The organism is Mannheimia sp. (genome assembly GCF_056854775.1).
Window position 1 is genome coordinate 1 of the sequence record NZ_JBXGGI010000115.1, and the last position, 25,308, is coordinate 25,308.

General features: G+C 40.9%; 24 protein-coding genes and 1 riboswitch. Of the genes, 12 read left to right on the forward strand and 12 right to left on the reverse strand.

The features are described from left to right. A partial coding sequence (locus ACJHV0_RS08205; RefSeq protein ID WP_483133888.1) for a YadA family autotransporter adhesin occupies positions 1-4,881 on the forward strand: 4,881 nt, incomplete at its 5' end. Between the two features lie 154 nt (positions 4,882-5,035). Here ACJHV0_RS08205 and hflX read toward each other — a convergent pair. The 4 genes from hflX to mutL form a co-directional block, all read right to left on the reverse strand. Next, positions 5,036-6,421, reverse strand: a complete 1,386-nt coding sequence (hflX, locus tag ACJHV0_RS08210) for a ribosome rescue GTPase HflX (RefSeq protein ID WP_483133889.1) — start codon at positions 6,419-6,421, stop codon at positions 5,036-5,038. A gap of 19 nt (positions 6,422-6,440) precedes the next feature. Further along, positions 6,441-6,716 (reverse strand): RNA chaperone Hfq, encoded by a 276-nt coding sequence (gene hfq, locus ACJHV0_RS08215; protein ID WP_025236803.1) that lies wholly within the window; start codon positions 6,714-6,716, stop codon positions 6,441-6,443. Positions 6,717-6,839: 123 nt separating this feature from the next. Beyond that, positions 6,840-7,799: a tRNA (adenosine(37)-N6)-dimethylallyltransferase MiaA gene (gene miaA, locus ACJHV0_RS08220; protein ID WP_483133890.1), complete on the reverse strand. Its 960-nt coding sequence runs from the start codon at positions 7,797-7,799 to the stop codon at positions 6,840-6,842. A 2-nt stretch (positions 7,800-7,801) separates the two neighbouring features. Beyond that, positions 7,802-9,688 (reverse strand): DNA mismatch repair endonuclease MutL, encoded by a 1,887-nt coding sequence (gene mutL / locus ACJHV0_RS08225; protein WP_483133891.1) that lies wholly within the window; start codon positions 9,686-9,688, stop codon positions 7,802-7,804. Positions 9,689-9,906: 218 nt separating this feature from the next. On the opposite strand from mutL, the gene proA reads away from it, so the two are divergent. The 3 genes from proA to dtd are packed head-to-tail and all read left to right on the forward strand — an operon-like array spanning position 9,907 to position 12,398. Next, positions 9,907-11,145: a glutamate-5-semialdehyde dehydrogenase gene (gene proA, locus ACJHV0_RS08230; protein ID WP_283386789.1), complete on the forward strand. Its 1,239-nt coding sequence runs from the start codon at positions 9,907-9,909 to the stop codon at positions 11,143-11,145. A 1-nt stretch (position 11,146) separates the two neighbouring features. Further along, positions 11,147-11,989: a virulence factor BrkB family protein gene (locus tag ACJHV0_RS08235; protein ID WP_483133892.1), complete on the forward strand. Its 843-nt coding sequence runs from the start codon at positions 11,147-11,149 to the stop codon at positions 11,987-11,989. Further along, the gene (gene dtd, locus ACJHV0_RS08240) at positions 11,964-12,398 is read left to right on the forward strand and encodes a D-aminoacyl-tRNA deacylase (RefSeq protein WP_025248275.1); all 435 of its coding nucleotides are present in this window, start codon (positions 11,964-11,966) and stop codon (positions 12,396-12,398) included. Before ACJHV0_RS08235 ends, dtd begins: the two co-directional genes overlap by 26 nt. Positions 12,399-12,406: 8 nt before the next feature. Here the strand turns inward: dtd and ACJHV0_RS08245 are convergent, their stop codons facing one another. Then, positions 12,407-13,294: a LysR family transcriptional regulator gene (locus ACJHV0_RS08245; protein WP_483133893.1), complete on the reverse strand. Its 888-nt coding sequence runs from the start codon at positions 13,292-13,294 to the stop codon at positions 12,407-12,409. A 147-nt stretch (positions 13,295-13,441) separates the two neighbouring features. Here ACJHV0_RS08245 and ACJHV0_RS08250 point away from each other — a divergent pair, with 147 nt between their 5' ends. Then, complete coding sequence (locus ACJHV0_RS08250; RefSeq protein WP_334256409.1) at positions 13,442-13,879, forward strand: hypothetical protein; 438 nt, start codon at positions 13,442-13,444, stop codon at positions 13,877-13,879. A gap of 98 nt (positions 13,880-13,977) precedes the next feature. Here ACJHV0_RS08250 and mutM read toward each other — a convergent pair whose 3' ends face one another. The 7 genes from mutM to ispB all read right to left on the reverse strand — a co-directional run bounded on the left by mutM (position 13,978) and on the right by ispB (position 20,440). After that, the gene (mutM, locus tag ACJHV0_RS08255; RefSeq protein WP_483133894.1) at positions 13,978-14,802 is read right to left on the reverse strand and encodes a bifunctional DNA-formamidopyrimidine glycosylase/DNA-(apurinic or apyrimidinic site) lyase; all 825 of its coding nucleotides are present in this window, start codon (positions 14,800-14,802) and stop codon (positions 13,978-13,980) included. Between the two features lie 55 nt (positions 14,803-14,857). Continuing rightward, entirely contained in the window at positions 14,858-16,147 is a 1,290-nt protein-coding gene (gene brnQ / locus ACJHV0_RS08260; protein ID WP_025236793.1) for a branched-chain amino acid transport system II carrier protein, read from the reverse strand. 171 nt (positions 16,148-16,318) lie between these two features. Continuing rightward, positions 16,319-17,041 (reverse strand): 3-oxoacyl-ACP reductase FabG, encoded by a 723-nt coding sequence (fabG, locus tag ACJHV0_RS08265; protein ID WP_334229603.1) that lies wholly within the window; start codon positions 17,039-17,041, stop codon positions 16,319-16,321. 21 nt (positions 17,042-17,062) lie between these two features. Further along, positions 17,063-17,539, reverse strand: coding sequence for a hypothetical protein (locus tag ACJHV0_RS08270; RefSeq protein WP_483133895.1), 477 nt, complete (start codon positions 17,537-17,539; stop codon positions 17,063-17,065). A gap of 17 nt (positions 17,540-17,556) precedes the next feature. Then, positions 17,557-18,492, reverse strand: coding sequence for an ACP S-malonyltransferase (fabD, locus tag ACJHV0_RS08275; protein WP_483133896.1), 936 nt, complete (start codon positions 18,490-18,492; stop codon positions 17,557-17,559). A 103-nt stretch (positions 18,493-18,595) separates the two neighbouring features. Beyond that, a complete protein-coding gene (locus ACJHV0_RS08280) occupies positions 18,596-19,342 on the reverse strand; it encodes an epoxyqueuosine reductase QueH (protein WP_025342138.1) in 747 nt (248 codons plus the stop codon). Positions 19,343-19,444: 102 nt separating this feature from the next. Then, positions 19,445-20,440, reverse strand: a complete 996-nt coding sequence (gene ispB / locus ACJHV0_RS08285) for an octaprenyl diphosphate synthase (RefSeq protein WP_483133897.1) — start codon at positions 20,438-20,440, stop codon at positions 19,445-19,447. Between the two features lie 117 nt (positions 20,441-20,557). After that, positions 20,558-20,648: riboswitch (TPP riboswitch) on the forward strand. A gap of 74 nt (positions 20,649-20,722) precedes the next feature. Here ispB and ACJHV0_RS08290 point away from each other — a divergent pair. The 7 genes from ACJHV0_RS08290 to ACJHV0_RS08320 all read left to right on the forward strand — a co-directional run. Beyond that, on the forward strand, positions 20,723-21,442 hold the full coding sequence (locus ACJHV0_RS08290) for an ABC transporter ATP-binding protein (protein WP_483133898.1): 720 nt from the start codon (positions 20,723-20,725) through the stop codon (positions 21,440-21,442). Next, on the forward strand, positions 21,442-22,206 hold the full coding sequence (locus tag ACJHV0_RS08295) for an ABC transporter permease (RefSeq protein ID WP_483133899.1): 765 nt from the start codon (positions 21,442-21,444) through the stop codon (positions 22,204-22,206). The genes ACJHV0_RS08290 and ACJHV0_RS08295 overlap by 1 nt, the downstream gene beginning before the upstream one ends. Before the next feature lie 15 nt (positions 22,207-22,221). Further along, positions 22,222-22,869 (forward strand): thiaminase II, encoded by a 648-nt coding sequence (gene tenA, locus ACJHV0_RS08300; protein ID WP_483133900.1) that lies wholly within the window; start codon positions 22,222-22,224, stop codon positions 22,867-22,869. 17 nt (positions 22,870-22,886) lie between these two features. Beyond that, the gene (locus ACJHV0_RS08305; RefSeq protein WP_483133901.1) at positions 22,887-23,828 is read left to right on the forward strand and encodes an ABC transporter substrate-binding protein; all 942 of its coding nucleotides are present in this window, start codon (positions 22,887-22,889) and stop codon (positions 23,826-23,828) included. A 191-nt stretch (positions 23,829-24,019) separates the two neighbouring features. Continuing rightward, entirely contained in the window at positions 24,020-24,331 is a 312-nt protein-coding gene (gene rplU, locus ACJHV0_RS08310) for a 50S ribosomal protein L21 (RefSeq protein ID WP_025218095.1), read from the forward strand. Positions 24,332-24,351: 20 nt separating this feature from the next. Then, positions 24,352-24,609: a 50S ribosomal protein L27 gene (rpmA, locus tag ACJHV0_RS08315; RefSeq protein WP_006249511.1), complete on the forward strand. Its 258-nt coding sequence runs from the start codon at positions 24,352-24,354 to the stop codon at positions 24,607-24,609. 102 nt (positions 24,610-24,711) lie between these two features. Beyond that, a partial coding sequence (locus tag ACJHV0_RS08320; RefSeq protein ID WP_483133902.1) for a DMT family transporter occupies positions 24,712-25,308 on the forward strand: 597 nt, incomplete at its 3' end.

Here is a 25,308-nt window from a genome sequence, read left to right on the forward strand (position 1 = left end):
GAGAAAGGTGCTAAAGGTCTTGCCGGCAACGACGGTAAAGATGGCGAGAGCAAAACTCGTATCGTTTACGAAAAACCAAACGGCGAGAAAGAAGAAGTTGCAACACTTAACGATGGCTTAAAATTTGTGGGTGATGACGGCAAAGAAATTGCTAAGAAACTAAACGAAACATTAAGCGTTACCGGTGGTGAGAAAGATGCAGCTAAACTTTCTGATAGCAATATCGGTGTTGTGAATTCTAAAGATGGCTTAGTGGTTAAACTAGCTAAAGATCTGAAAGATTTAGGCAGTGCAACATTTACTAAAGAAGGTGAGGGTGAGCCGAAAACTGTTGTAAATAATAACGGTATTGAGATTACGCCAACTAAAGATGGTAAAGATGCTGTTAAATTAACTGAAAATGGTTTAGATAACGGTAATAACCAAATTGTTAACGTGAAGAGCGGTATCGATGGTCTTGACGGTAAACCTGGTAAAGATAACCAACCTGTCAAATCTGTAAATGATTTAAGCGATGAGCAGTTAGACGAAGTAGGTAATAACGCTGCGAACATTAAAGATGTACGCAATGCAACTGATGGTTTAATTAACAAAGGCTTTAACATTACTGCGGATAATAAAGATCTTGCAAATGGTGCTGATAAAGACAATGTTAAATTAGGCGAAACAGTTAGCTATACTTCGACTGATAAAAACATCGTAACGACAGTGCGTGATAACGCTATTGACTTTGGTCTAGCTAACAATCTAACTGTTGGTAAAGACGGTAAAGATGGTAAGCCAGGTGAAGCAGGTTCAATCGGTGTTAAAGGTCAAGACGGAAAAGATGGTGTTTCAATCAAAGGTGATAACGGTGAGCCAGGAAAACCGGGTGAAGCAACAATCACTGTAGGTCGTAACGGAAAAGATGGCGCTGATGGCGATAATGGCATTGACGGTAAAGTTGGTGTGAACGGTAAAGACGGTTCAGCAGTTGTGCTTAACGGTAAAGATGGTTCAATCGGCTTGAACGGAAAAGACGGCAAAGATGGCTTAACGTTCAAATCATCTGAAGGTGCACAAGGTGTTGATGGTAAAGACGGTAAAGACGGTTTACCTGGCACAGGTAAAGATGGTGAACCAGGTAAAACACGAATTGTTTACCAACCGACTGATAAAGAGGGTAATCCTATCAAAGATGGTGAAGGTAACCCGATTACAGAAGAGGTGGCAACACTTAACGATGGCTTAATCTTTGCAGGTAACAACGATAAGTTAAATCGCCATAAATTAAACAGTGTGGTGAACATTGTTGGTGAAGGTGTAACTAAAGATGCTGCGAAATCATTTGCTTCAGCTGCTGGTAACATTAACGTGAAAGCGGACGGTTCTAATGTATTAGAAATTCAGCTAAACCGTAATTTAAAAGACCTAGCTACAGCAAACTTTGTTGAATATAAAGAAGATGGTTCTGTAAATGCAGATGCACCGAAAACAGTTGTAAACAACAATGGTGTAACGGTAACACCGAAAGACGGAAAAGATGGTAAAGACGGTAATGTAGTATCGTTAACCAAAGATGGTCTAAATAATGGTGGTAACCAAATCGTTAATGTGAAGAGCGGTATTAATGGCTTAAATGGTCAAAATGGTAAAGATGGTCAGCCAATTACTTCGGTAAATGACTTAACACCAGATCAATTAAAAGAAGTTGGTACTAATGGAGCGAACATTAATGATGTTGTAAATGCAAGCAACGATATTATCGAGAAAGGCTTTAGCATTGCAGCGGATAATGGTGAAGCTGATCACGTTAAACTGGGCGAAACTGTTAAGTACACCTCTAAAGACAGAAACATCATCACAACGGTAAGTGATAATGTGATTGACTTTGCGTTAAATAACGATTTAACCGTTGGTGGTCCAGGTAAAGATGGTCAAGCAGGCAAAGATGGTTCAATCGGCGTTAAAGGTGCAGATGGTACAGCCGGTGTTACTTTAAATGGTAAAGATGGTTCTATCGGCTTAACAGGTCCTAAAGGTACTGATGGTAAAGGTGCAAGTGCAACCATCTCTGTAAAAGACGGTGCTAAAGGTCTTGACGGCAACGACGGTAAAGATGGCGAAAGCAAAACTCGTATCGTTTATGAGAAACCAAACGGCGATAAAGAAGAAGTTGCTACACTTAACGATGGTTTAAGATTCGTAGGTGATGACGGCAAAGTTATCGATAAGAAACTAAATGAAACTTTACAAATTTCAGGCGGCGATACAGATTTAGATGATTTATCTGATGATAATATCGGTGTGGTGAATAAAAATGGTAAGTTAGTGGTTAAATTAGCGAAAAACATTGACTTAACAGATGAAGGTTCAATTACAATCGGTGATACGTTTATTGATACGAATGCTGTTGGTGTAGGCGATTCTGCATTAACTGGTGATAGCCTAACGGTTGGTGGTGATAATGCGATTACTGTTGATGGTAATAAAGGCACAATTGGTGGCTTAACGAATAAGACATTTGATCCAAACAACTTCACAAGCGGTCAAGCAGCAACAGAAGACCAATTGAAACAGGTTTATGATGTAGCTAACTCCGGTTGGGATATCGCAGCAAATGGTCAAAACACTACAAATGTTGGGCCGAAAGGTAAAGTTTCATTTAATAATGAAGATGGCAATATCATCATTACCAAAGAAACGACCGATAACAATGTAACCTTTGCATTAAATAACGACTTAACTATCGGTGGTCCGGGTAAAGATGGTAAACCTGGTAAAGATGGTGCAATCGGTGTGAAAGGTGCAGATGGTAAAACAGGTGTAACCTTAAACGGTAAAGATGGCACAATCGGTATCAACGGTAAAGATGGTTCAAACGGTACAATGACCTTTGAACAAGGTAAACCGGGTGTTGATGGTAAAGATGGCGAAACGAAAACCCGTATCGTTTATGAAACCAAAGACAAAGACGGCAACCCTGTTAAAGAAGAAGTTGCAACCTTGAACGATGGCTTAAAATTCGTTGGTGATGATGGTAAAGTCATTACTAAGAAACTAAACGAAACTTTAAGCATCACCGGTGGTGAGAAAGATGCCACTAAATTATCTGATGCTAATAATATCGGTGTAGTAAATAACAACGGTACTTTAACCGTTAAATTAGCGAAAGATATTGATTTAACGAAAGATGGCTCTGTTACTATTGGTAATACTACGGTAAATAATGATGGTTTAACTATCAAAGATGGTCCAAGTGTAACCAAAGACGGTATTAGTGCAGGCGATAAGAAAATCACTAATGTTCAAGACGGTGAAATTTCTTCAACCAGCAAAGATGCGGTAAACGGTAGCCAGTTATATCAAGTGCAACAAGTTGCTAACGCAGGTTGGAACTTAACAGCAAATGGTAAAGACAAAGGCAACGTTAAACCGGGTGCAACGGTTGATCTGAACAACAAGGACGGTAACATTGTTATTACTAAAGAAGGTAATAATGTAACCTTCGGCTTGAACAACGACTTAACAATCGGTGGTAAAGACGGTAAAGACGGTCAAATCGGTGTTGCTGGTAAAGACGGTAAAGATGGTGTAACCATTAAAGGCGACGGTACTATCGTTGCAGGTCGTGATGGTCAAGATGGTGTTGATGGATCTATCGGTGCAACCGGTAAGGACGGAGCATCAGTTGTATTAAACGGCAAAGATGGTTCTATCGGCTTAACCGGTCCGAAAGGTACTGACGGCAAACCGGGTGCAAGTGCAAATATTACAGTGAAAGACGGTGCTGAAGGTGTTGATGGCACAAACGGTAAAGATGGATTACCGGGTGAAAACGGTAAAACTCGTATCGTTTATGAAACCATAGACAAAGACGGCAAGCCTGTAACAGAACAAGTCGCAACGTTAAATGATGGTTTGATTTTCTCAGGTAACAATGAAGAGACTAAGAACCGCCAGAAACTGAATACTGAAGTTAAAGTGAAAGGTGAAGGTGTGGATAAAGCCGCTTCTGAAAACTTTAAGTCAGCATCAGGCAACATCAATGTGAAAGCAAATGGTACTGATACATTAGAAGTACAATTAGCGAAAGCGATTGATTTAACGGAAGATGGCTCTGTAACAACCGGTGGCACAACCGTAAACAACAATGGTTTAACCATTAAAGACGGTCCAAGTGTAACTAAAGGCGGTATCGATGCGAAAGATACGAAGATTACTAACGTTAAAGATGGTGATGTAACGGCAACAAGTAAAGATGCTGTGAATGGTAGTCAGTTATACAATGCAATTGAGAATGCAGGTTGGGAGCTCACTGTTGATGGTAATGTTGCAGCGGATTCAGAAGAGGGATCTAAACGTGTTAATAACAATGGTAAAGTTGCTGTGAAAGGTGGCAAAAACATCGTAGTTTCACGTAAAGGCTCAACGGTTGAAGTTGCGACTTCAGACAATCCTGAGTTTGATTCAGTAAAAGTTGGTGGTACAACTATCAGATCAACAGTTGCTAAAGATGGTGTTAATGAACTTAACATTGCAGGTAGCAACAATGCTCCAACACGTATCACAAATGTAGCAGAAGGTGTGAAAGGTACTGATGCTGTAAATGTGAATCAGTTGAAAGGTGCAGAAAACCGTCTGAACAACCGCATTAACAACGTAGATAAAGATTTACGTGCGGGTATTGCTGGTGCACTAGCAGCTGGAAACTTATACCATGTAACACAACCTGGTAAATCAATGGTTTCTGCTGGTGTGGGTACTTATCGTGGTCAAGGTGCTATGGCTGTAGGTTACTCTCGTTTATCTGATAATGGTAAAGTGGGTATTAAATTCAGCGTTAACTCAAACAGCCGCGGGCACGCAGGTGCTGCTGCAAGCGTAGGTTACCAATGGTAATAGCGTTAGCTAACTGATAACAAAGCCCTTCTCGAAAGAGAAGGGCTTTATTTTTACGTATAGATAAGAAAACAAGCGGTTATTTTTTACTGTTGTTTTGCAAATGGATTTTACAATTTCCCAGTAAAAAATAACCGCTTGTCGTTAAGAAGAGTTAATTATCCCATTTTGCCAATTCGGCATATTCCGTCAATTTGGGGAAGTGTTTTAGCCATTTATGCCACTGTACTTCGTTCACTTCAATTTGCACAATTCGCTCGCCGAAATCATTGAAATTTTCGGCTTTAATGCAATTTTCTGCTTTAAACTGGGCGTAAATTGCACCGGCAGTAACAGGGAGCAAGAGTGTTTCACGCACTAAATTGCTTCGTAGTCTTTCTTGTATGGCTTGGAATAAGAGCTCAATGCCTTGATTTTTTTGAGCTGAGAGATAAACCGCAATCGCTGTGCCATCATCATTACGTTCGATATGTGGCTCAATTCCCTCTAACTTATCTATTTTATTAAAGACTAACAGTGTTGGAATGTCCAATGCTTCAATTTCATCAAGCACTTGATTTACCGCATCAATATTTTCATTTTTGCGATCGTCTGAACCATCAATAACGTGTAGGAGCAATGTCGCTTCTGTGGTTTCTTGTAAGGTAGATTTGAACGCAGAGACTAAATCGTGTGGCAGAAAACGAATAAAACCTACCGTATCGGCGAGAATTGTTGTGCCAACATCTTGTACTTGAATGCGGCGTAAGGTCGGATCAAGTGTCGCAAACAGTTGATCGGCAGCATAAACACCCGCTTGGGTAATGGCATTAAATAGGGTAGATTTGCCTGCATTGGTATAGCCAACAAGAGAGACAGTTGGAATATCCGCTTTTTGACGCGTTTTCCGATTTTGACTTCGTTGCTTGCTGACTTTTTCCAAACGGCTTAAAAGTTGCTGAATTCGCACTTTGATCAAACGGCGATCCGTTTCCAGCTGAGTTTCACCCGGACCTCGTAGCCCGACAGAACCACCTTTTTGTTGATCTTGATTGGTTACACGGCGAACCAAGCGAGTGGATAAATGGCGAAGCTGTGCTAGTTCTACCTGTAGTTTCCCCTCGTGCGATCTGGCTCGCTGGGCGAAAATATCGAGGATCAAACCTGTTCTATCTACCACTCGGCAGCCGCATAATGATTGTAAATTTCGGGTTTGTGCAGGGCTCAGCTGATGATTGACTAATACCACTGTTGCCCCTAATTGCTCTACGGCTTCAGCAATTTCTTCCGCTTTGCCTTGCCCGACATAATATTTGATATGTGGGCTTTGACTAGTTGTAGTTAGGGTCGCCAGCACTTCAACACCAGCAGACTCTGCCAATGTTTGAAACTCAAGTAGATTTTCGACATCTTTATGTTGTCCAAGATAGAGGTGGACAAGAATTGCTTTGTCTCGGTTGTTTTCTATGGGAGCTTTAATTTCTGAAATTGGGTTTGCTTCAGATAAAGCAAAGCCAAACGCAGAATATTCTTCTGAGTTTGGCAATGATTCGTTTAACATTTTTTGATTGATAATGTGATTATTCCGTTTGTTCAGCCGCTTCTGTTGCAGCTTGAGTGTGCTGGTTTTGGTTGTTATTGTTGTTATGCGATAACGCACGAGCAGGCACAACCGTTGAAATGGCGTGCTTATACACCATTTGGCTTACTGTATTTTTAAGTAAAATCACGAATTGATCAAAAGACTCAATTTGACCTTGTAATTTAATGCCGTTAACTAAATAAATTGAAACAGGAATACGCTCACGACGAAGTGCATTCAAATATGGATCTTGTAAAGATTGACCTTTTGCCATTTTATCTTTCCTTTTTATTGTTGTGTGTTGATGTTAGGACAGCAAATTATGATATAAGTTCTAAGGTGTGTGCAGATACTTCAAATTGAGTGAAAACTTATTCAAGTTTAGGCACGCCACGAACTAAATATTATCACAATTATTTAAATAATGATCGATCTTTTCAACCATTTTTGTTTTGGAGCTGGTCGGATCTAGACTATCTAACCACGTTAGCTCACCTTGCCAGCCTCGAAGCCAAGTAATTTGTCGCTTCGCCAGTTGGCGTGTGGCACAAATGCCTTTGAAAATCGCTTCATCAAGAGAGATATCGCCTTGTAAATATTCCCACATTTGGCGATAGCCTACGCAACGAATTGACGGCAGATTAATATGCAAATCTTCACGTAAAAATAACCGCTTGACCTCCTCTTCAAAGCCCAAGTCAATCATTTTGTGGAAACGTTGCTCAATACGTTGGTGTAACATTGCCCGATCTTCAGGAGCAATTGCAAATTGCAGAATGTTATACGGCAACGCTTCGCCTTGTTGAGCGGTGAGTTCTGTCATTGTTTTACCGGTGATGTAAAACACCTCTAGGGCACGGTTAATACGTTGGCTGTCATTTGGATTAATTCTTGCCCCCGCAATAGGGTCGATTTTTACTAATTCTTGGTGCAGAACCGCCCAGCCTTGTTGTTCCGCTCTCGCTTCAATTTCGGCACGAATAGTTGGATCAGCAGACGGTAACGGCGAAAGCCCTTCCAGCAACGCTTTGTAGTAAAGCATTGTGCCACCCACCAAGAGCGGAATTTTACCCTGTGCAGTAATATCTGCCATTTCACGTAATGCATCACTATGAAAATTCATCGCCGAATAACTTTCCGCAGGGTCTAAAATATCAATTAAACGATGTGGGGCAAGAGCCAGTTCTGCTTTGCTTGGTTTTGCCGTACCAATATCCATTCCTTTGTAAATCAAGGCAGAATCCACACTAATTACCTCAACAGGTAATTCCTGTCTGAGAGCGATGGCTAAATCTGTTTTGCCTGAGGCAGTCGGACCCATTAAAAAAAGGGCGAGGGGTTTATTTGGTTTTATCATTTTTATAAATAGCTAGAAAAATCAATATATGTTCGGATTTTTTCAATCTCTTTCTTTCCATTGGCGTAAAGCTCAATTTCTGAGAGTAGAGAGATGACTTCACTCAGTGTACAAGCGGTTTGAATTTCGCATTTTTTTGCAAAAAATTCGGCTAAATTGACCGCTTGTGTTTGGTTGAATAATGCAAAGAGTAGCTGTTGCAGATTTTGCTCTCTCACTGCTTGAGGTACGGAAAGAAGCGTTAGCCTTGTTTGTTCCTGCCAATGTTTTTCCGTAATCGAAAAACCAAGTTCTGATAATCCTTCCCTATATTGTTGCCAGCGTTCCGTTTGTGGTTCATCTAAAGTGAGATTAAGAGGAATGAGCAAGGCTTGGGCTTGTCCTTTACCGAGTTGATAAGTAAATTTTAGCTCGGCAAGTTTTGCTAGTGGAATTAAGTAAAAATCGTCCCCTTCTTTCATTAATACCGCTTGGTTTTTCACAATAGCTAAGGCTTGAGAATGGTTGGTTGCAAGCGGTGTAATTTGCTCCATTTTTTGCAAAACAGGTTCGGGTTTTGTTTCCATTTTTGGTTCAAATGTTGGCATTTGAACAGCGGTTCTTTCTACTTTTTCCGCTCGAATATCTGAACCACTCAGGAGTTCGTTATACCATTTTTGAGCTGATTGAGAGCTACTACTTCGCTCAAATTTCGGCGTAAAAGGCGAGTGAGTAGAGCGATTTGCATTTTGTTGTGAAAATTCGCCCGCTTGTATTGGCTCTTTGGGCTGTGTAAATACATTTTGCCCTGCTGCTTGGCGATTGGTGTCTTTCGCATAAGCCGGCATTGGTTCATTGAGTTCGTTCCGTAGTTCAAGTGTGGGCTGTGCTTGTTGTAGACTATTGCTGACACCTTGTAAAATAAAATCGTGTACCAGCCTTCCTTGATGGAAACGTACTTCGTGTTTAGCCGGGTGGACGTTTACATCCACCATTGTAGGATCTAAATCTAAGAAAATCACAAACGCAGGGTAGTTTCCTGTTGCAATGCTCTCGCCATAGGCTTGGCGGATTGCGTGATTGATGGTTTTGTCTCGCATCATTCGCCCATTCACATAGCTATAGCAAAGATCGTTTTGTGGACGAGCAAGCATCGGTGAGCCAACCCAGCCGTGTAAGTGCAAATCGCCGTGTTGCCAGTCAATATAATTGGCGTTTTGGATAAACTCCTCGCCGCAAATCGCTGCCACTCGTTTCTGTTTTTGCTCTACGGATTGATCGGCAACTTTGCGATATTGGCGGACGATTTTGCCATTGTGGCTTAAGGTAAAACTTACATTAGGCTTAGCCAAGGCAATACGTCGGATAACTTCATCAATATGGGCGAACTCAGTTTTATCGGTGCGTAAAAATTTACGGCGTGCCGGCGTGTTAAAAAATAGATTGGCGACCTCAATCGTTGTGCCAAGAGGGTGCGAAGCAGGTTGAATTTCCACCGCCATTTCTCGCCCCTGTGCGTAAGCCTGCCACGCTTCACTTTGCTCTGCGGTGCGAGATGTGAGGGTTAAACGTGAAACCGAGCTGATACTCGCCAATGCCTCACCCCTAAAGCCTAGACTTAAAATGGCTTCCAAATCTTCCAAACTGCTGATTTTGCTCGTGGCGTGGCGAGCGAGTGCGAGTGGCAGATCTTGCTTATTGATGCCGCAGCCGTTATCTCGAATGCGGATTAGCTGTGAGCCACCTTTCTCAATATCAATTTGAATATTATTCGCCCCGGCATCAAGGCTGTTTTCAACCAGTTCTTTCACCACAGACGCAGGGCGTTCTACAACCTCGCCTGCAGCAATTTGGTTTGCCAGCTGTGGAGGCAGAATGTGGATTAGCTGTTTAGGGGGAGTGTTTGTCATTTTTAGTACTTAGTTAGATTATATATGGTAAGAGATAAAGTATATTTTGTCCTGATTAGTAGCTCCCCTCTTTGCTAAAGAGGGGGATCTGATCGAGCGTAAAATTCACTTACCTCACAAATTAGCCCATTTTATCTAATTTTCTTCACTTTTGCATATTTCTTCATACAAAAGAACGTGTTAGATTATGGCAATATTAACAAAATGAGAACAAATTTATGCAGATGATAGAACTTGCTCAACAAGCCAAGCAAGCCAGCGTTGAATTGGCACAATTTGGTAACCGTCAGAAAAATGAGGCTTTACTTACCATTGCAGATAGCCTTGAACAGCGTGCTACCGAAATTTTATATGCGAATGCAAAAGACATTGAATTTGCTCAATCACAAGGTATTTCATTGGCGATTATCGACCGTTTGTTACTCAATGAAGATCGCTTAAAAGGGATCGCCAACGATGTGCGAAATGTGGCGAAATTGGCAGATCCGGTCGGGCAAGTGATTGATGGCGGCGTGTTAGACAGTGGTTTAAAAATTGAACGCCAACGTGTGCCGCTGGGTGTGATTTTAACCATTTATGAAGCTCGCCCGAACGTAACTATTGATGTCGCTTCGCTCTGCTTGAAAACGGGCAATGCGGTGATTTTACGTGGCGGTAAAGAGACCAAATTTACCAATGCGGTATTAGTTGATGTAGTGCAAGATGCGTTAGGAAAAGCCGGCTTGCCGAAATTGGCAGTGCAAGCGGTAACTGATCCGGATCGTGGTTTATTGTTAGAGTTGCTGAAATTAGATCGCTACATTGATATGGTTATTCCTCGAGGTGGTGCAGGTTTACATCAATTCTGCAAAGAAAATTCAACTATTCCTGTGATTGTAGGCGGCATCGGGGTTTGTCATCTGTTTGTAGAGAAAACGGCAGATCAAGAAAAATCGTTAGAGGTTATCGCAAATGCGAAAACTCAACGCCCAAGTACGTGCAATACATTAGAAACCTTGTTGGTGGAGAAATCTATCGCTGTGGAATTTTTACCGAAATTAGTCGCTAAAATGCAGCTGCTCGGCGTAACCATTCATAGTAATGATTTGCAAAAAATTGATGGAATTGAACCGCTTGATCAAGCAAAACTCAGTCAAGAGTGGTTATCCCTTGATCTTAACGTGGTCGTGGTAAACGATTTACAACAAGCAGTGGAGCATATTCGCCATTATGGCTCACAACATTCGGAAAGTATTTTAACCTCTGATTACCAAATTGCTCGCCGGTTCGTACAACAAGTTGATGCAGCAGCAGTTTATATTAACGCCAGCACTCGTTTTACCGATGGTGGCGAGTTCGGTTTAGGGGCAGAAGTCGCTGTGAGTACGCAGAAATTACACGCACGAGGTCCAATGGGGCTTGAAGCATTAACCACTTATAAATGGGTGTGCGAAGGCGATTATTTAGTTAGAGGATAATATGTTGAAATGGATTTTAGAATTTCTTAAATTGCTCGCCAAGCGTTATACGGAAAATAACATTGCGATTTCGGCAGGCTATCTTACTTACAGTACAATGCTTGCCATTGTGCCGTCAATCATTGTGTTGTTTTCGATTTTTACGTTTTTCCCTGTGTTTTATGAAGCCAGTGAAATGCTAAAAGCCTTTATTTATGACAATTTTGCCCCTAATGCGAGTGAGATGGTATCAGAGTACCTTGAATTATTTGTAGGTAATGCAAAAAAAATGGGGCTCGTCAGTATTATTGGTTTATTTGTGGTTGCTCTGATGCTGATTAAAAGCATTGATGAAGCCCTCAATACCATTTGGCATAATAATAAGAGCAGACCGATGTGGTTCTCTTTTTTGCTCTATTTTTTAATTTTAATATTTGGACCATTACTCGCCGGAGCAAGTATTGCTATTACGACCTACATCACATCTCTGGCAGTTTTTAATGGCTCAGGGGCATTGTCGCTAGGACAACATTTATTAGAATTAATGCCGTTTTTCTTGATTTGGTTGTTGTTTACATTGGTGTATAAATTTATTCCGGTTACTAAGGTGAAATTTAAGCACGCAGCAATTGGAGCATTGTTAGCGGCTTTTTTCTTTACTTTGGGTAAACAAGCCTTTATTTGGTATATCACTGCGTTCCCATCTTACCAAGCGATTTATGGGGCATTGGCGGTGTTGCCTATTATGCTATTGTGGATTCAATTAAGCTGGCAAGTTGTATTATTAGGTGGGCAGTTCGCAGCAATATTAAAAGAGATGGAAGAAAGCAGGGATATTTATGATCGGATTAATTCAGCGGGTTAAATGGGCAAAGGTTGAGGTTGAAGGGCAAACTGTTGGCGAAATTCAGCACGGTTTATTGGTTCTGCTTGGCGTTGAAAAAGATGACGATGAAGCTAAAGCCGATAAGCTATTAGAAAAAGTGCTGAATTACCGAGTGTTTTCTGATGAGCAAGATAAAATGAATTTGAATGTTCAGCAAGCTGGCGGTAGCCTACTCGTGGTTTCGCAGTTCACCCTTGCGGCAGATACGAACAAAGGTTTACGTCCAAGTTTTTCAAAGGGAGCTGCCCCAATTGATGCAGAGCGTTTATATGACTATTTTCATCAACAAGCAGCAACTAAAATCCATACCCAGACAGGGCAGTTTGCCGCAGATATGCAAGTTAGCTTACAAAATGACGGACCTGTTACGTTTTGGTTGCAGGTGTAATTTTACCCTTAGGCGATTTTTAGGGTATCAATGACCGCTCGTAGTGCAGGTGAAACATTACGATGCGGATAGTACAGATAAAGAGATGGCAGAGTGATGCAACTTTGGTTAAAAATAGAAATTAATTGACCGCTTGCCAGCTCTGTTTCTATTAAATGTTCAGGCAAATATGCTAAGCCTAAATGCAAAAGAGCTGCATCTTTGGCAGACTGTGAACTGTTGAAAATCCAACGGCAATTTGGGGTAAGCTTAATTTTTTCGCCATTATCCTCAAACTCCCAAGAAAAAAGTTCTCTATTGCTTAAGCGATATCCGATACATTGATATTGTGCTAACTCTTGAAGATCTTTTGGAAAGCCGTGCATTGTGAAATAGTTTGGGGTCGCAGCTAACGTCATTTTAATAGGCTCTGTGATTTTGACTGCGATCATCTCTTCAGCAACATAGCTTCCTAATCGAACTCCTGCATCAAAGCCTTCTTGAATAATATCGATAAAATGATTTGCTCCGATTAATTCAATCTGAATTTCAGGATATTTTTCTTTAAAATGAGCCAATTTAGGCAGCAATAGCTGTTGAACTGTGTGTAAATCGGCATTAATTCTCACTAAACCGCTAGGTGCTTCACGGTAATGAGCCAGTGAATCTAATTCTTGGTCGAGCTTAGTAAAACTTTTTTCAGCGGTACGAAAAAGTTGTTGCCCGGCTTGGGTAAGTGTAACCTGCCTTGTTGTTCTAACAAATAGTTGCAAACCGAGCCGTTCTTCTAATAAACGAATTGTTTTGCTGAGTGCAGGAGATGAAACCCCCAATTTGGTCGCTGCTCTGCTAAAGTTTTTTTCATTGGCGACTAATAGAAACGCATAGAGATCATTATAATTTTCACGTTTTGGCATAGTTTTCCTTAATTAATAACTTAAGGTTAATAGTCTATCAACTTTTTTGTGTATTATCATTTTATTTTTAACCTCTATAATGCTCCACATCAACGACAAGATGTCGTTTGACTTAACAAATAGATAATATATAGAGGATTTTTTTAAATGAAATTAAATACATTAATCAGCACAATTTTACTTGGTACAGCTTTAACTACAACAGCAAATGCGGCAACTATTCAACGATATGTAGATATTGAAGGAAAGACATATAAATTAACTGAAGTAAAAAAAGATAATTATGATTATTATGCAGACCAACTAAAAAGCCGTTTAGCTGATCTGCAAACAGAGCAAAATCTTGCAAATTTCAAAGCGTTAGTGAATGAAGCAGCTGAATTCGCACAAAATGCAAAAAGAACAGTACAAGAGAGCTTTGTAGATCAATATGATGCTCAAGATAATGCTCGTGAAAGAGATATGGTGTCTGCTCGTTCAACTCTAATCAGTAAATTAATTACTTCGTTAGATACTGCGGCTCATCAAAATGAGTTAAGTGCAGCTAAACAAGCCGTATTATTTAACGTAGCAAGTTATCTTTAATCCTAAATAATTTTTTTCATAGTTCCTTAGTAGTAAGCGGTCATATTTGTAAGTTTTTTTGCAAATATGACCTTTTTTATATTAGCGATTAATCAAAATCACTTAGGCAATTTCTGACATTTCGGACAGAAGTAAGTGTTACGTTGCCCAATCACTTTGGTTTCAATGGGTTTTCCACAATCATTACAGGCTTCCCCTTTTCGTCCGTATACTTGTAGCACTTGAGCAAAATAGCCGGGTTTGCCGTCAGGTTGGACAAAATCTTTGAGCGTTGTGCCACCTTGAATAATGGCTTTAGTTAGCACTTCTTTGATGGTTTTCACTAAACGCTCGCATTGCTTTTTAGTCAGATTTTGTGCTGCAAGCTCAGGGTGAATACCAGCCATAAATAAACTTTCGCACGCATAGATATTTCCAACGCCCACAACTACTTCATTTGTCATAATAAAGGTTTTACAAGCGGTCGTTTTTTTACGACTTTTTGCAAATAAATAATCGGGTGTGAAATCGTCTGAAAGCGGTTCAGGTCCAAGTTTACGTAGTAGTTCGTGATTTTCAGCCTTTTCTGCCCATAGCCAGCAGCCGAATTTGCGAGGATCGTTATAGCGTAAAACAGTGCCGTTTTGGGTAATAAGATCGACGTGGTCGTGCTTGCCAATTTCTTTTTGTTGGTTTTCTTGCAAAATGCCAAGTGAGCCGGACATTCCTAGATGAACTAAAATATCGCCTTTGTCGGTGCGGATGATAAGATATTTCGCTCGTCTTTCTACTGCTTCAATTCTTGCATTTTCCATTTGAGACAGCTCAGGACTAACTACCCAGCGTAGTTTAGGTTGGCGGACCATTATTTGCTTAATTGTTTGTCCTTTTAAATAAGGCTCGATGCCTCGTACGCTGGTTTCAACTTCGGGTAATTCAGGCATTTTTATTCCTTATAGTAAAAAGGTGCGTTTATAAACGCACCCTAAATGTTGTTAATTAGGCTTTTTTACCAAATAGATAACCAATTACTGTACCTGCAATTGCAAACGGAATCCACTCCATTGAAATAGATTTCAACGGCAGAGCGTTTATCACTTCCACACCGGCAACGGATAAAATGGACACAATAGTAACCAGTGCTAATGGCAAGCGTTGAGCCAGTAATGGTAGTCTAATAAAGATGTTAATAAACATTAGGAAGATAACCGTCATCGCAATAGGATATAGCACTAACAATACCGGCACTGATTTTGAGATAACAAAATCTAAGCCTTGATTAGCGATGCCAAAGCTAATAAGCGTAAAAATTAATACATACACTTTATAGGAAATTTTCGGGAATACTTCATTGAAATATTCGCTTGTGGTTACGATTAACCCAATTGAAGTGGTTAAACAGGCAAGCGTTACAATTACGCCCAGTAGCGTACGACCAAACTCACCGAAGGTATCAGTTGCGACACTATTAAGAATAAATGTACCGATGTTTTGACCTTTTGCATTCAGCTCTGCGAGAGTTTCTGCACTAATCGGATAGTGATTACCAATCCACGCAAGAGAAATGTAAATTGCTGCTAATGCAATAGCTGCAATTACCCCAGCCATTGAAGTCTGCTTGATTAAGTCCTTACCACCGATACCTTTCGCCTTAATTGCACTGATCACAATCACAGAGAAAGTAATCGAGGCTAGAGCATCCATTGTTAAATAACCTTCAACAATACCTGTAAAGAGAGGGGTTTCAGGATCAGCTTTAGTTGCAGCTACAGGCAATTCATTTCCGCCTAATAAGATAACCGCTTTAACAACTAATGCTAAAATCGCAACTAACAATACAGGGGTTAAGATTGCCCCGATTCTATCTACTACCGTTGATGGGTTTAAGCTGAACCATACCGCAATCAAGTAATAAACGAGTGTAAATATCAATAAAGAAACTGTGCTACTTTCACCAATAAAGGGTACAACTGCCATTTGGTAAGCCGTTGCCCCTGTACGAGGAATGGCAAAGAATGGTCCGATAGTTAAATAAATTGCCATTAAAAATAGCAGAGAAAAATAAGGGTGAACATTTTTGCTCAAGGCTTCTTTGTAACCACCTTGATAGTAACCGCTCACGGCAATTCCGAGCAGTGGCAAACCCACACCGGTAATCACAAAGCCAATAATAGAAGGCAGAAAATCAACGCCACTATCTAAACCGAGTTTTGGCGGAAAAATTAAGTTACCCGCCCCAAAGAAAATCGCAAAGAGCATAAAGCCCACGATGAAGGTATTTTTAGTCATAATAATTACTACTTAAAAATTAAAAAGGAAAGACATTAAAAAATAAGGGGAGAATTGTGCCATATTTGCAAACTTCTTGCAAAAAAAGACCGCTTGATATTGTGGAAAAATGTGTTTTTAGAAAAGAAAAGTCGGCAAATTGCCGACTTTTAACAAAATAGAAAGGAAATATTAACCCATATATAACCCACCATTCACGTGAATGGTTTCGCCGTTGATATAACGTGCATCATCTGAGGCTAAGAATGCCACTGCTTTTGCAATATCTTGTGGAGAGCCAAGTTCGCCAGCCGGAATTTGACTTAAGATTGCATTGCGTTGATCTTCGTTTAGTTCATCGGTCATATCGGTTGCGATAAAGCCCGGTGCAACGACGTTTACCGTAATGCCACGACTCGCCACTTCTTTCGCCAATGATTTAGAAAAACCCACTAAGCCTGCTTTTGCCGCACAGTAATTTGTTTGACCCGGATTACCCATTGAGCCAACTACAGAACCAATGCTGATGATACGACCGCCTTTTTTCATCATTGGTCGTAAAACAGCTTTAGACAAACGATAAACTGATGTAAGGTTAGTTTGAATGATATCGAACCAATCATCATCTTTCATACGCATTAATAAACCATCACGGGTGATGCCTGCGTTATTCACTAACACATCCACATCACCAAAGGTTTCTTTAATCTGTTTTAACACAGAATCAATAGATTCTGCATCTGCCACGTTTAGCACTAAACCTTTGCCATTTTCGCCTAAGTAAGCAGAAATAGACTCCGCACCTTTTTCAGAGGTTGCTGTACCAATAACGGTATAGCCTTTTGCGACTAATTCTTCGGCAATTGCTTTGCCGATACCACGAGTTGCACCTGTAACTAATGCGATTTTGCTCATACATTCTCCTATAAAAGACGATTAAAGCGTTAAAATATAAAAAATAAAAAGAATAATAAAGTAGTTTATCACAGTGGTTGAACCACCGAATAACGCATATTTAACTGCTGAACCTTGCTGTGGATAAATCCAACGTGGGCGAGCAAACGCCCATATTGTTGAGACGAGCAATAATCCTAAACTACTTAATAAATAAATTTGAAATAAAACCACCGCACCTTTTGGATCACCTTTGCTTAACAACACGCCATAAATAGCCCACGCTTGAATAACCGTGGTAGTAAGTGCTGCCCCGCCGATAAATGCTCGACGAATTTTCGGATTAATAGCCAAAAAGTAAGCTAAAAATGAGCAAGCAGCGGCAACCGAAAGCATACCAAATTGTTTAAATATGGAACTACTTTCAAGCGGATCGACATTACTAAACATATAGCTGGCAGGCACTATGACTAAGGCAATCAATACACTGAACAGCATAAATAAAGTTTCTTTGCTCATTTTATCGCTCATTGAAATTAGGCTTGAACTGCCTCAAGGCTGGCAACATCGTTTACCGCTTGTGCTGATAACTCTTTCACAATACGGCTTGTTAAACCGGTTAATACTTTGTTTGGACCGATTTCATAAAGCGTTGTGATGCCATCTTGTGCCATTTTCTCAACGGTTTCTGTCCAACGCACAGGGCTATAAAGCTGACGAACAAGTGCGTTGCGGATGGTATCTGCATCGCTTTCAACTGCCACATCCACGTTGTTAATAACAGGTACAAGCGGTTGATTTAGCGTGATATTTTGCAATGCTGCGGCTAATTTTTCCGCCGCCGGTTTCATTAACGCACAGTGTGAAGGCACGCTCACTGCTAATGGTAACGCACGTTTTGCCCCTGCCGCTTTGCATAATTCACCTGCTTTTTCTGCTGCCGCTTTTGTGCCGGCAATCACCACTTGCCCCGGTGAGTTAAAGTTTACTGCTGAAACAATTTCACCTGTTTCAGTTGCTGCTTGTTCGCACGCCTTAATAATCGCTTCATTGTCTAAACCGATAATCGCATACATTGCACCACTGCCTGCCGGCACGGCTTCTTGCATTGCGTTACCACGCAATTCAACTAATTTGATGGCATCTTGGAAGTTTAACACGCCGGCACAAACTAGGGCAGAGTATTCTCCCAAGCTATGACCTGCCATTACAGACGGTTTTAATTCAGGGTATTTTTCTTGCCATACACGGAAAATCGCCACCGATGCGGCTAATAAAGCAGGTTGAGTGCGTTGGGTTTGACCTAAATCTTCCGCTGTGCCGTTTTGAACTAAATCCCATAAATCATAGCTAAGCACATCACTTGCTTGTTTGAAGGTTTCTTCTACGATTGGATATTGTGTAGCAAGGTCTGCAAGCATTCCAACTGCTTGTGAGCCTTGACCTGGGAAAACCATAGCGAATTTTGACATTTTTTATTCCTCTTTTAAATTGTAACCTGTAGGGGAAAATTGCAATTTCCCCCTACGATGTAACCTTGCAAATTTTTGGTGAAATCTGACAGCTTGTCGTAGATTAATCTGGCGAATAATACAGTTTACCGATCTCAATTCGCTCACGCCCAGTTTCTAATCGCCATTTGTTGCTATCACGCAGGGAATAAACGCAACCGCAATATTCCTGCTGATAGAAGCGTTCACGCTTACTGATTTCGATCATTCGCTGTGAGCCGCCGCCTTTTCGCCAGTTGTAATCCCAGTAAACCACATCGTCAAATTTGGCGGCGGCACGGTGTCCGCAGTCGTTGATTTGGTTCATATCTTTCCAGCGAGAAATACCTAAGCAACTGGTAAAGACCGGGAAGCCGTTGTTGTGGGCGTATTCTGCCGCTTTTTCAAAACGCATATCGAAGCACATTGTGCAGCGAATGCCTCGTTCAGGTTCCCATTCCATCCCTTTGGCTTTTTTAAACCACTCTTTGCGGTCGTTTTCGTAGTCGTCATCTAAATCGATAAACGGAATACCCCACTTTTCAGCAAAGCGGATATTCTCTTCCTTACGAATGAGATACTCTTTGAGTGGGTGAATGTTCGGGTTATAGAAATAGATGGTAAATTCAATGCCGGAGGCGTGAATTGCTTCCATCACTTCGCCCGAACACGGGGCACAGCAAGAGTGCAGCAGCAACTTGTTGTGTCCGTTCGGAAGAGTTAATTTCTCACGCACAAACGGGGCGTTTGGGTCTTTTTTTTGATTTTGAGCTCTGCGTCTAGCACGCACGCTTTCAATATGTTCTTGGGGTTGTTGGTTTTGTTCTGTCATTGTTATGTAGGGGCAAATAACATTTGCCCAAAAGAATTATAGGTTATGGGGCAAATATCATTTGCCCCTACAAGCGGTTAAATTTATCTGATGTTTTGCAAATTAATAAGAGCGATCTACCGACAGATACGCTAGTGAAATCAATGCCTGTTTATATTCGCTCTCAGGCAATACCGCTAACGCATCGACCGCTTTTTGGGCTTCTTCACGGGCTTTTTGCATTGCGTAGTCGAGAGATTTGTGTTCCGTCATAATGGCTAAAACGTCTGGAATTTGCTCCAATTCACCACCGTTTTCAATTGCATTGCGGATCAGCTCCACTTGAGCGGTTTTGCTTGCTTTTTCTGCTGCGTGCATTGCGTGTAAGAGCGGAAGCGTTGGTTTGCCTTCCACAAAGTCATCGCCCACGTTTTTGCCTAAACTTTCGCTTTGGGCGGAGTAGTCTAAAATATCATCAACAAGTTGGAATGCCGTGCCTAAATAACAACCGTAATCTTTTAAGCCGTTTTCGATTTCTTCGCTTGCTTCCGCGGCAATTGCCACACATTGAGTCGCAGCTTCAAACAAACGTGCGGTTTTGTTGTAAATCACACGCATATAGTTTGCTTCAGTGGTGTTTGGGTCGTTCACATTCATTAATTGCTGAACTTCACCTTCTGCCAACGCATTGGTTGCTGAAGACATTACTTTTAATACACGAAGCGAGTCTAAATCTGTCATCATTTGGAACGAGCGAGTGTAGATATAATCGCCCACTAACACGCTTGCTGCATTGCCAAACACAGAATTTGCCGTATCTCGCCCACGACGTTTGTCGGATTCATCCACCACATCATCGTGCAATAATGTTGCCGTATGTACAAACTCAATAAAGGCTGCCGCCGTAATATGCTTTTTACCTTGATAACCTAACGCACGGGCTGCAAGCACGGAAATTAACGGGCGAATGCGTTTTCCACCACCTGCGATAATGTAATGCCCAAGCTGGTTAATCAATAAGACTTCCGAATTAAGTTGAGCCAAAATTTCTGCGTTTACCGCTTGCATATCTTCATTTGCAAGGGCTTGAATTTGTTCGAGAGTTAATTGCGTAGCCATTTGTTTCCATCTGATTAGGTAAAATTTGCTCTACATTCTACCCTAAATCAGCCGTCTTCAAAAAGAATAATTTCAGAAAGCATTTGCATATTGGGCTAAATTTTCTTAGACTTGAGCTAATTTTAGTCGGGGTGCTGTTTTCAGCTGAGATGATACCCGTGAACCTGATTCAGTTAATACTGCCGTAGGAAACTAATGATGCCAAACTCAATCCCTATCTCTATTCTTTCGTCTTTTTCACGCGTTTCTTGCCTTACTCTAAATCGTTGATTTGGAGGCATTATGCACATTGAAATCCGCAATCTTTGCTTAACATTTGGCGAGCAGGTGCTATTTCAACATTTCAATTTTCAACTTAAAAAAGGAAGTTGGACCAGTTTGTTAGGAGCAAGTGGTGTTGGAAAATCAACACTTTTACGCATTATTGCAGGATTAGAAAGCGAAGCGATACAAACGGGCGAAATCTCTTTTGATCCCAACACTCGTATTGCGTGGTTAGCTCAAACCGACTCGCTTTATCCGTGGTTATCAATAATTGACAACGTTCAGTTACAGGCTCATTTAAGTGGGCAAAAATCAGCAGAAAGCCAAGAAAAAGCGATAAGCCTGCTTGAGCAAGTCGGGCTAGGTGAGCATTTGCATAAGTGTTGTTATCAACTTTCGGGTGGTCAGCGGCAACGAGTGGCGTTAGCTCGCACGTTAATGCAAGAGGCAAATCTCATTTTAATGGATGAGCCATTCTCCGCCCTTGATGCAGTAACTCGCCATCAATTACAAGCCCTTGCCGTTGAGCTGTTGCGAGATAAAACGGTGTTGTTGATTACGCACGATCCGCAAGAAGCAATTCGTGTAAGCGATGAAATTTGCATTTTACGTCATCAACCTGCTGAAATTGCTCTAACTATTGCCCTAGAAGGCGACAGACCACGAGAACTTAACAATCACCGGCAATGGGTATTACAGCAACAATTATTTAATGAATTAACCGGCGGAGGAGAGTAATGCGTTCCTTTTTGCAAAAAATTCCACTTTTTCGACCGCTTGTGATTACATTTTGCTTGCTTTTATTGTGGCAAGGGGCGGTTAGTTTTGGTGGAATGCCTGCTTATATGTTGCCTTCACCGCTTACGGTTTGGCAAAAGTTAATTGAAAATGCACCGCTTCTTGCTACTCACGCCCAAATCACGTTATTGGAAATTGTGTTAGGCTTGCTGCTCGGCTTTTTGTTCGGGTTAGGCTCAGCATTGTTACTGACTCGCTATAAGCAGTTGTCTAAATTCTTGCTGCCTTTACTTGTTATTTCTCAAGCTATTCCTGTGTTTGCTATAGCACCACTTCTCGTTCTGTGGTTTGGCTATGGGCTTGCTTCCAAAATTGTGATGACGGTGCTGATTATTTACTTCCCTGTAACTGCTGCCTGTTTTGATGGGTTACGCAATACACCAAAAACTTGGTTGGATTTGGCAAAAACCTTAGAGATTTCACCTATTGCAATGTTATTTAAAGTTCAGCTCCCTGTTGCTTTGCCATCACTGGCTTCAGGTTTACGCATTGCAGTGTCGGTTGCGCCTATTGGGGCGATTGTGGGGGAATGGGTTGGTGCTTCACAAGGTTTAGGTTACTTAATGCTCCACGCTAACGCTCGTATGCAGACAGACTTGATGTTTGCCGCTCTTTTTATTTTGATTGTGATTGCATTATTGCTCTACTTTGTTACCGATAAATTACTTAAACGCCTTGTACCTTGGGCTGTACATTTACATTAATGATAAGGAGAATTTATGTCTATTATTCAACGACTTACCGAAAAAGCAGGGCAATATTGGCTTGATTATATCGATCACGATTTTGTGAAACAACTTGCTAATGGCACGTTACCCAAGCACTGTTTTCAACACTATTTAAAGCAAGATTATCGTTTTTTGTTTCAATATAGCCGAGCAATTTCACTCGGTATTTTCAAGGCTGAACGGTTTGAAGATATTCATTTCGCCCAAAAAATGAATGAAGGATTACTGAGCGAAATTCAATTACACATTGATTATTGCAAGCAATGGGGCATTAAAGAGGAAGAACTATTTGCAACGGAAGAATCTCCAGCTTGTGTTGCCTACACTCGTTATGTTTTAGATTGCGGAATGAAAGGCGGATTAGCAGAGCTTTATACCGCTCTTGCTCCTTGTACGATTGGCTATGCTGAAATTGCTCGCCGCATTGCTCCTTATTCTGGGGCGAATAATCCTTATCAAAGTTGGATTGATACTTACGCGTCAAGTGAGTTTCAGCAAGACAGCCAAGCCTTTGCTGATTATTTGGCTAAACTCTATGAACCTTTAAATGAAACACGAAAAGCTGAATTACAACAAATTTTCAATACTGCCAGTCGTATGGAAGCCGCATTTTGGCAAATGGGGCTGGATTTAAGCTAACTAAAAAGGAGACATTTATGAAACTTCATCGTACTTTATTTGCTGTTGCGGCTCTACTTTCAGCCAACAACGTTATGGCAAAAGAAAAAATCAGCCTAATGCTAGATTGGTTTGTAAACCCTGACCACGCTGCCATTATTGTGGCACAGCAGAAAGGTTATTTTGCCGAACAAGGTTTGGAGGTTGAAATTATTGAACCGGCTGATCCTTCTATGCCACCCAAATTAGTCGCCGCAGGTAAGGCAGATTTAGCGGTGGATTATCAGCCGCAACTTCAACAACAAGTGGCACAAGGCTTGCCTCTAAGCCGTATAGGTACATTGGTTGCCACTCCTCTGAATAGTCTTGTCGTGCTGGATAACGGCAAGATCAATACCATTGCCGATCTGAAAGGTAAGAAGATTGGCTATTCCGTTAGCGGATTTGAAGATGCGTTACTTAAAGCAATGCTCTCATCAGCTGGTTTGAAGGAAAATGATATTGAGTTAATCAATGTGAACTGGTCGCTCTCGCCATCATTACTTTCGGGGCAAGTTGATGCGGTAATTGGGGCTTTTCGTAATTTCGAGCTAAATCAACTTGCATTAGAACATCAAAAAGGGAAAGCCTTCTTCCCTGAAGAACACGGTGTCCCTGCTTATGATGAATTGATTTTAGTTGCTCATAAAGACAAAGCACAAGATGCAAAATTTTCTGCTTTTTTGACCGCTTTAGAGAAAGCTACCATCTACACGCTCAATCACCCACAAACTGCGTGGGAAGAGTTTGTCAGTTATAAACCACAAGAACTAAATAATGAATTAAATCTCCGAGCGTGGGCTGATACTTTACCACGTCTTGCACATCGTCCTAGAGCATTAGATGCTCATCGTTACACTAGAATGGCAGAATTTTTAAAATCGCAAGGCTTAGTCAAAGAAATGCCAAAACTGGAAGAATATGCGGTTGAACTAAAATAACGGTCTTTGGGGTTGTGAAATCGGAAAAAAGATCAAAATAGCCAGTCTAAAAAGTAGGAACATAAATTTTTAAAGATTTTATTAAAATCCTGCTTGCTCTTTTTAATGTTTTTCCGTAGAATTGCAACCCTATTTTTATGAATTAATTAAGTGCCTAAACGCAAAAGCAGATGGCACATAGCGGAGTAAATATGTACGCAGTTTTCCAAAGTGGCGGCAAACAACACCGTGTAAGCGAAGGTCAAGTAGTTCGTTTAGAAAAACTTGAAATCGCAACTGGTGAGAAAGTTGAATTCGATTCAGTTTTAATGGTCGTTAATGGCGAAGATGTTAAAATTGGTGCACCGGTAGTTGCTGGTGCAAAAGTAGTGGCTGAAGTTGTAGCACAAGGTCGTGGCGAGAAAGTTAAAATCGTTAAGTTCCGTCGTCGTAAACACAGCCGTAAACAACAAGGTCATCGTCAGTGGTTCACAGAAGTGAAAATCACTGGGATTCAAGCATAATTTCAGAGGAGATCTAGAAGATGGCAACTAAAAAAGCTGGTGGTTCAACTCGCAACGGTCGTGATTCTGAAGCTAAACGCCTTGGTGTTAAACGTTTCGGTGGTGAATCTGTATTAGCAGGTAGCATCATTGTTCGTCAACGTGGTACTAAATTCCACGCGGGTTCAAATGTAGGTATGGGTAAAGACCACACTTTATTTGCAACTGCAGACGGTAAAGTTAAATTTGAAGTGAAAGGCGAGAAAAGCCGTAAATATGTAAGCATCATTGCTGACTAATCATTTCAAAATCAATAAGAGACCTCGCCAATGGCGGGGTTTTTTTATATCACCATATTTCCAGAATATAGAAAACATAGAATAGAAAAAGGAATTTCAACAATGAAACAACGACCTTTACTTGGTTTTTCTCTGGCATTAATTGCAGCGATGACGTGGGGAACTCTACCAATTGCTGCACAGCAAGTTCTGAAAGTTATGGATGCACAAACGTTAGTGTGGGTGAGATTTGTCATTGCTTCAGCCGGATTATTACTGATTCTGGGATTTGCAAAACGTTTACCAAAATTGACCGCTTGTAGCAAAAAAGAATTCAGCTTAATATTGTTAGGCGTATGCGGTTTAGCGGCTAATTTCTTCCTATTTGCAGAAGCCTTGCACTACGTTTCGCCTGTTACTAACCAAGTCTTGTGGCAGTTAGCCCCATTTTCAATGATTCTATTAGGCCTCTTGTTATTTAAGGAAAAGTTCGGCTTTTTCCAAAAGCTTGGCTTTATGTTATTTATTGCCGGTCTTATTGCTTTTTTTAACGATAAATTTGCTGAAATTTTGCAACTTAATACCTATGCTCTCGGGGTGTTGCTGAGTGCCGGAGCCAGCTTGATTTGGGTATTATATGGCGTGGCTCAAAAGTTATTATTAGCAAAATTCAACTCCCAGCAGGTGCTATTTATTATTTACATTGGTTGTTCATTACTG

What these genes read in the sequence shown, in the direction of transcription:
- ACJHV0_RS08295 (WP_483133899.1), top strand. Translation starts at nt 21,442, where the DNA reads ATGCGTTCCTTTTTGCAAAAAATTCCACTTTTTCGACCGCTTGTGATT.
- ACJHV0_RS08305 (WP_483133901.1), top strand. Translation starts at nt 22,887, where the DNA reads ATGAAACTTCATCGTACTTTATTTGCTGTTGCGGCTCTACTTTCAGCC.
- dtd (WP_025248275.1), top strand. Translation starts at nt 11,964, where the DNA reads ATGATCGGATTAATTCAGCGGGTTAAATGGGCAAAGGTTGAGGTTGAA.
- fabD (WP_483133896.1), bottom strand. Translation starts at nt 18,492, where the DNA reads ATGTCAAAATTCGCTATGGTTTTCCCAGGTCAAGGCTCACAAGCAGTT.
- hfq (WP_025236803.1), bottom strand. Translation starts at nt 6,716, where the DNA reads ATGGCAAAAGGTCAATCTTTACAAGATCCATATTTGAATGCACTTCGT.
- miaA (WP_483133890.1), bottom strand. Translation starts at nt 7,799, where the DNA reads ATGATAAAACCAAATAAACCCCTCGCCCTTTTTTTAATGGGTCCGACT.
- brnQ (WP_025236793.1), bottom strand. Translation starts at nt 16,147, where the DNA reads ATGACTAAAAATACCTTCATCGTGGGCTTTATGCTCTTTGCGATTTTC.
- ACJHV0_RS08235 (WP_483133892.1), top strand. Translation starts at nt 11,147, where the DNA reads ATGTTGAAATGGATTTTAGAATTTCTTAAATTGCTCGCCAAGCGTTAT.
- rpmA (WP_006249511.1), top strand. Translation starts at nt 24,352, where the DNA reads ATGGCAACTAAAAAAGCTGGTGGTTCAACTCGCAACGGTCGTGATTCT.
- ACJHV0_RS08270 (WP_483133895.1), bottom strand. Translation starts at nt 17,539, where the DNA reads ATGAGCAAAGAAACTTTATTTATGCTGTTCAGTGTATTGATTGCCTTA.
- ispB (WP_483133897.1), bottom strand. Translation starts at nt 20,440, where the DNA reads ATGGCTACGCAATTAACTCTCGAACAAATTCAAGCCCTTGCAAATGAA.
- ACJHV0_RS08245 (WP_483133893.1), bottom strand. Translation starts at nt 13,294, where the DNA reads ATGCCAAAACGTGAAAATTATAATGATCTCTATGCGTTTCTATTAGTC.
- rplU (WP_025218095.1), top strand. Translation starts at nt 24,020, where the DNA reads ATGTACGCAGTTTTCCAAAGTGGCGGCAAACAACACCGTGTAAGCGAA.
- mutM (WP_483133894.1), bottom strand. Translation starts at nt 14,802, where the DNA reads ATGCCTGAATTACCCGAAGTTGAAACCAGCGTACGAGGCATCGAGCCT.
- ACJHV0_RS08250 (WP_334256409.1), top strand. Translation starts at nt 13,442, where the DNA reads ATGAAATTAAATACATTAATCAGCACAATTTTACTTGGTACAGCTTTA.
- ACJHV0_RS08280 (WP_025342138.1), bottom strand. Translation starts at nt 19,342, where the DNA reads ATGACAGAACAAAACCAACAACCCCAAGAACATATTGAAAGCGTGCGT.
- proA (WP_283386789.1), top strand. Translation starts at nt 9,907, where the DNA reads ATGCAGATGATAGAACTTGCTCAACAAGCCAAGCAAGCCAGCGTTGAA.
- tenA (WP_483133900.1), top strand. Translation starts at nt 22,222, where the DNA reads ATGTCTATTATTCAACGACTTACCGAAAAAGCAGGGCAATATTGGCTT.
- mutL (WP_483133891.1), bottom strand. Translation starts at nt 9,688, where the DNA reads ATGACAAACACTCCCCCTAAACAGCTAATCCACATTCTGCCTCCACAG.
- ACJHV0_RS08290 (WP_483133898.1), top strand. Translation starts at nt 20,723, where the DNA reads ATGCACATTGAAATCCGCAATCTTTGCTTAACATTTGGCGAGCAGGTG.
- hflX (WP_483133889.1), bottom strand. Translation starts at nt 6,421, where the DNA reads ATGTTAAACGAATCATTGCCAAACTCAGAAGAATATTCTGCGTTTGGC.
- fabG (WP_334229603.1), bottom strand. Translation starts at nt 17,041, where the DNA reads ATGAGCAAAATCGCATTAGTTACAGGTGCAACTCGTGGTATCGGCAAA.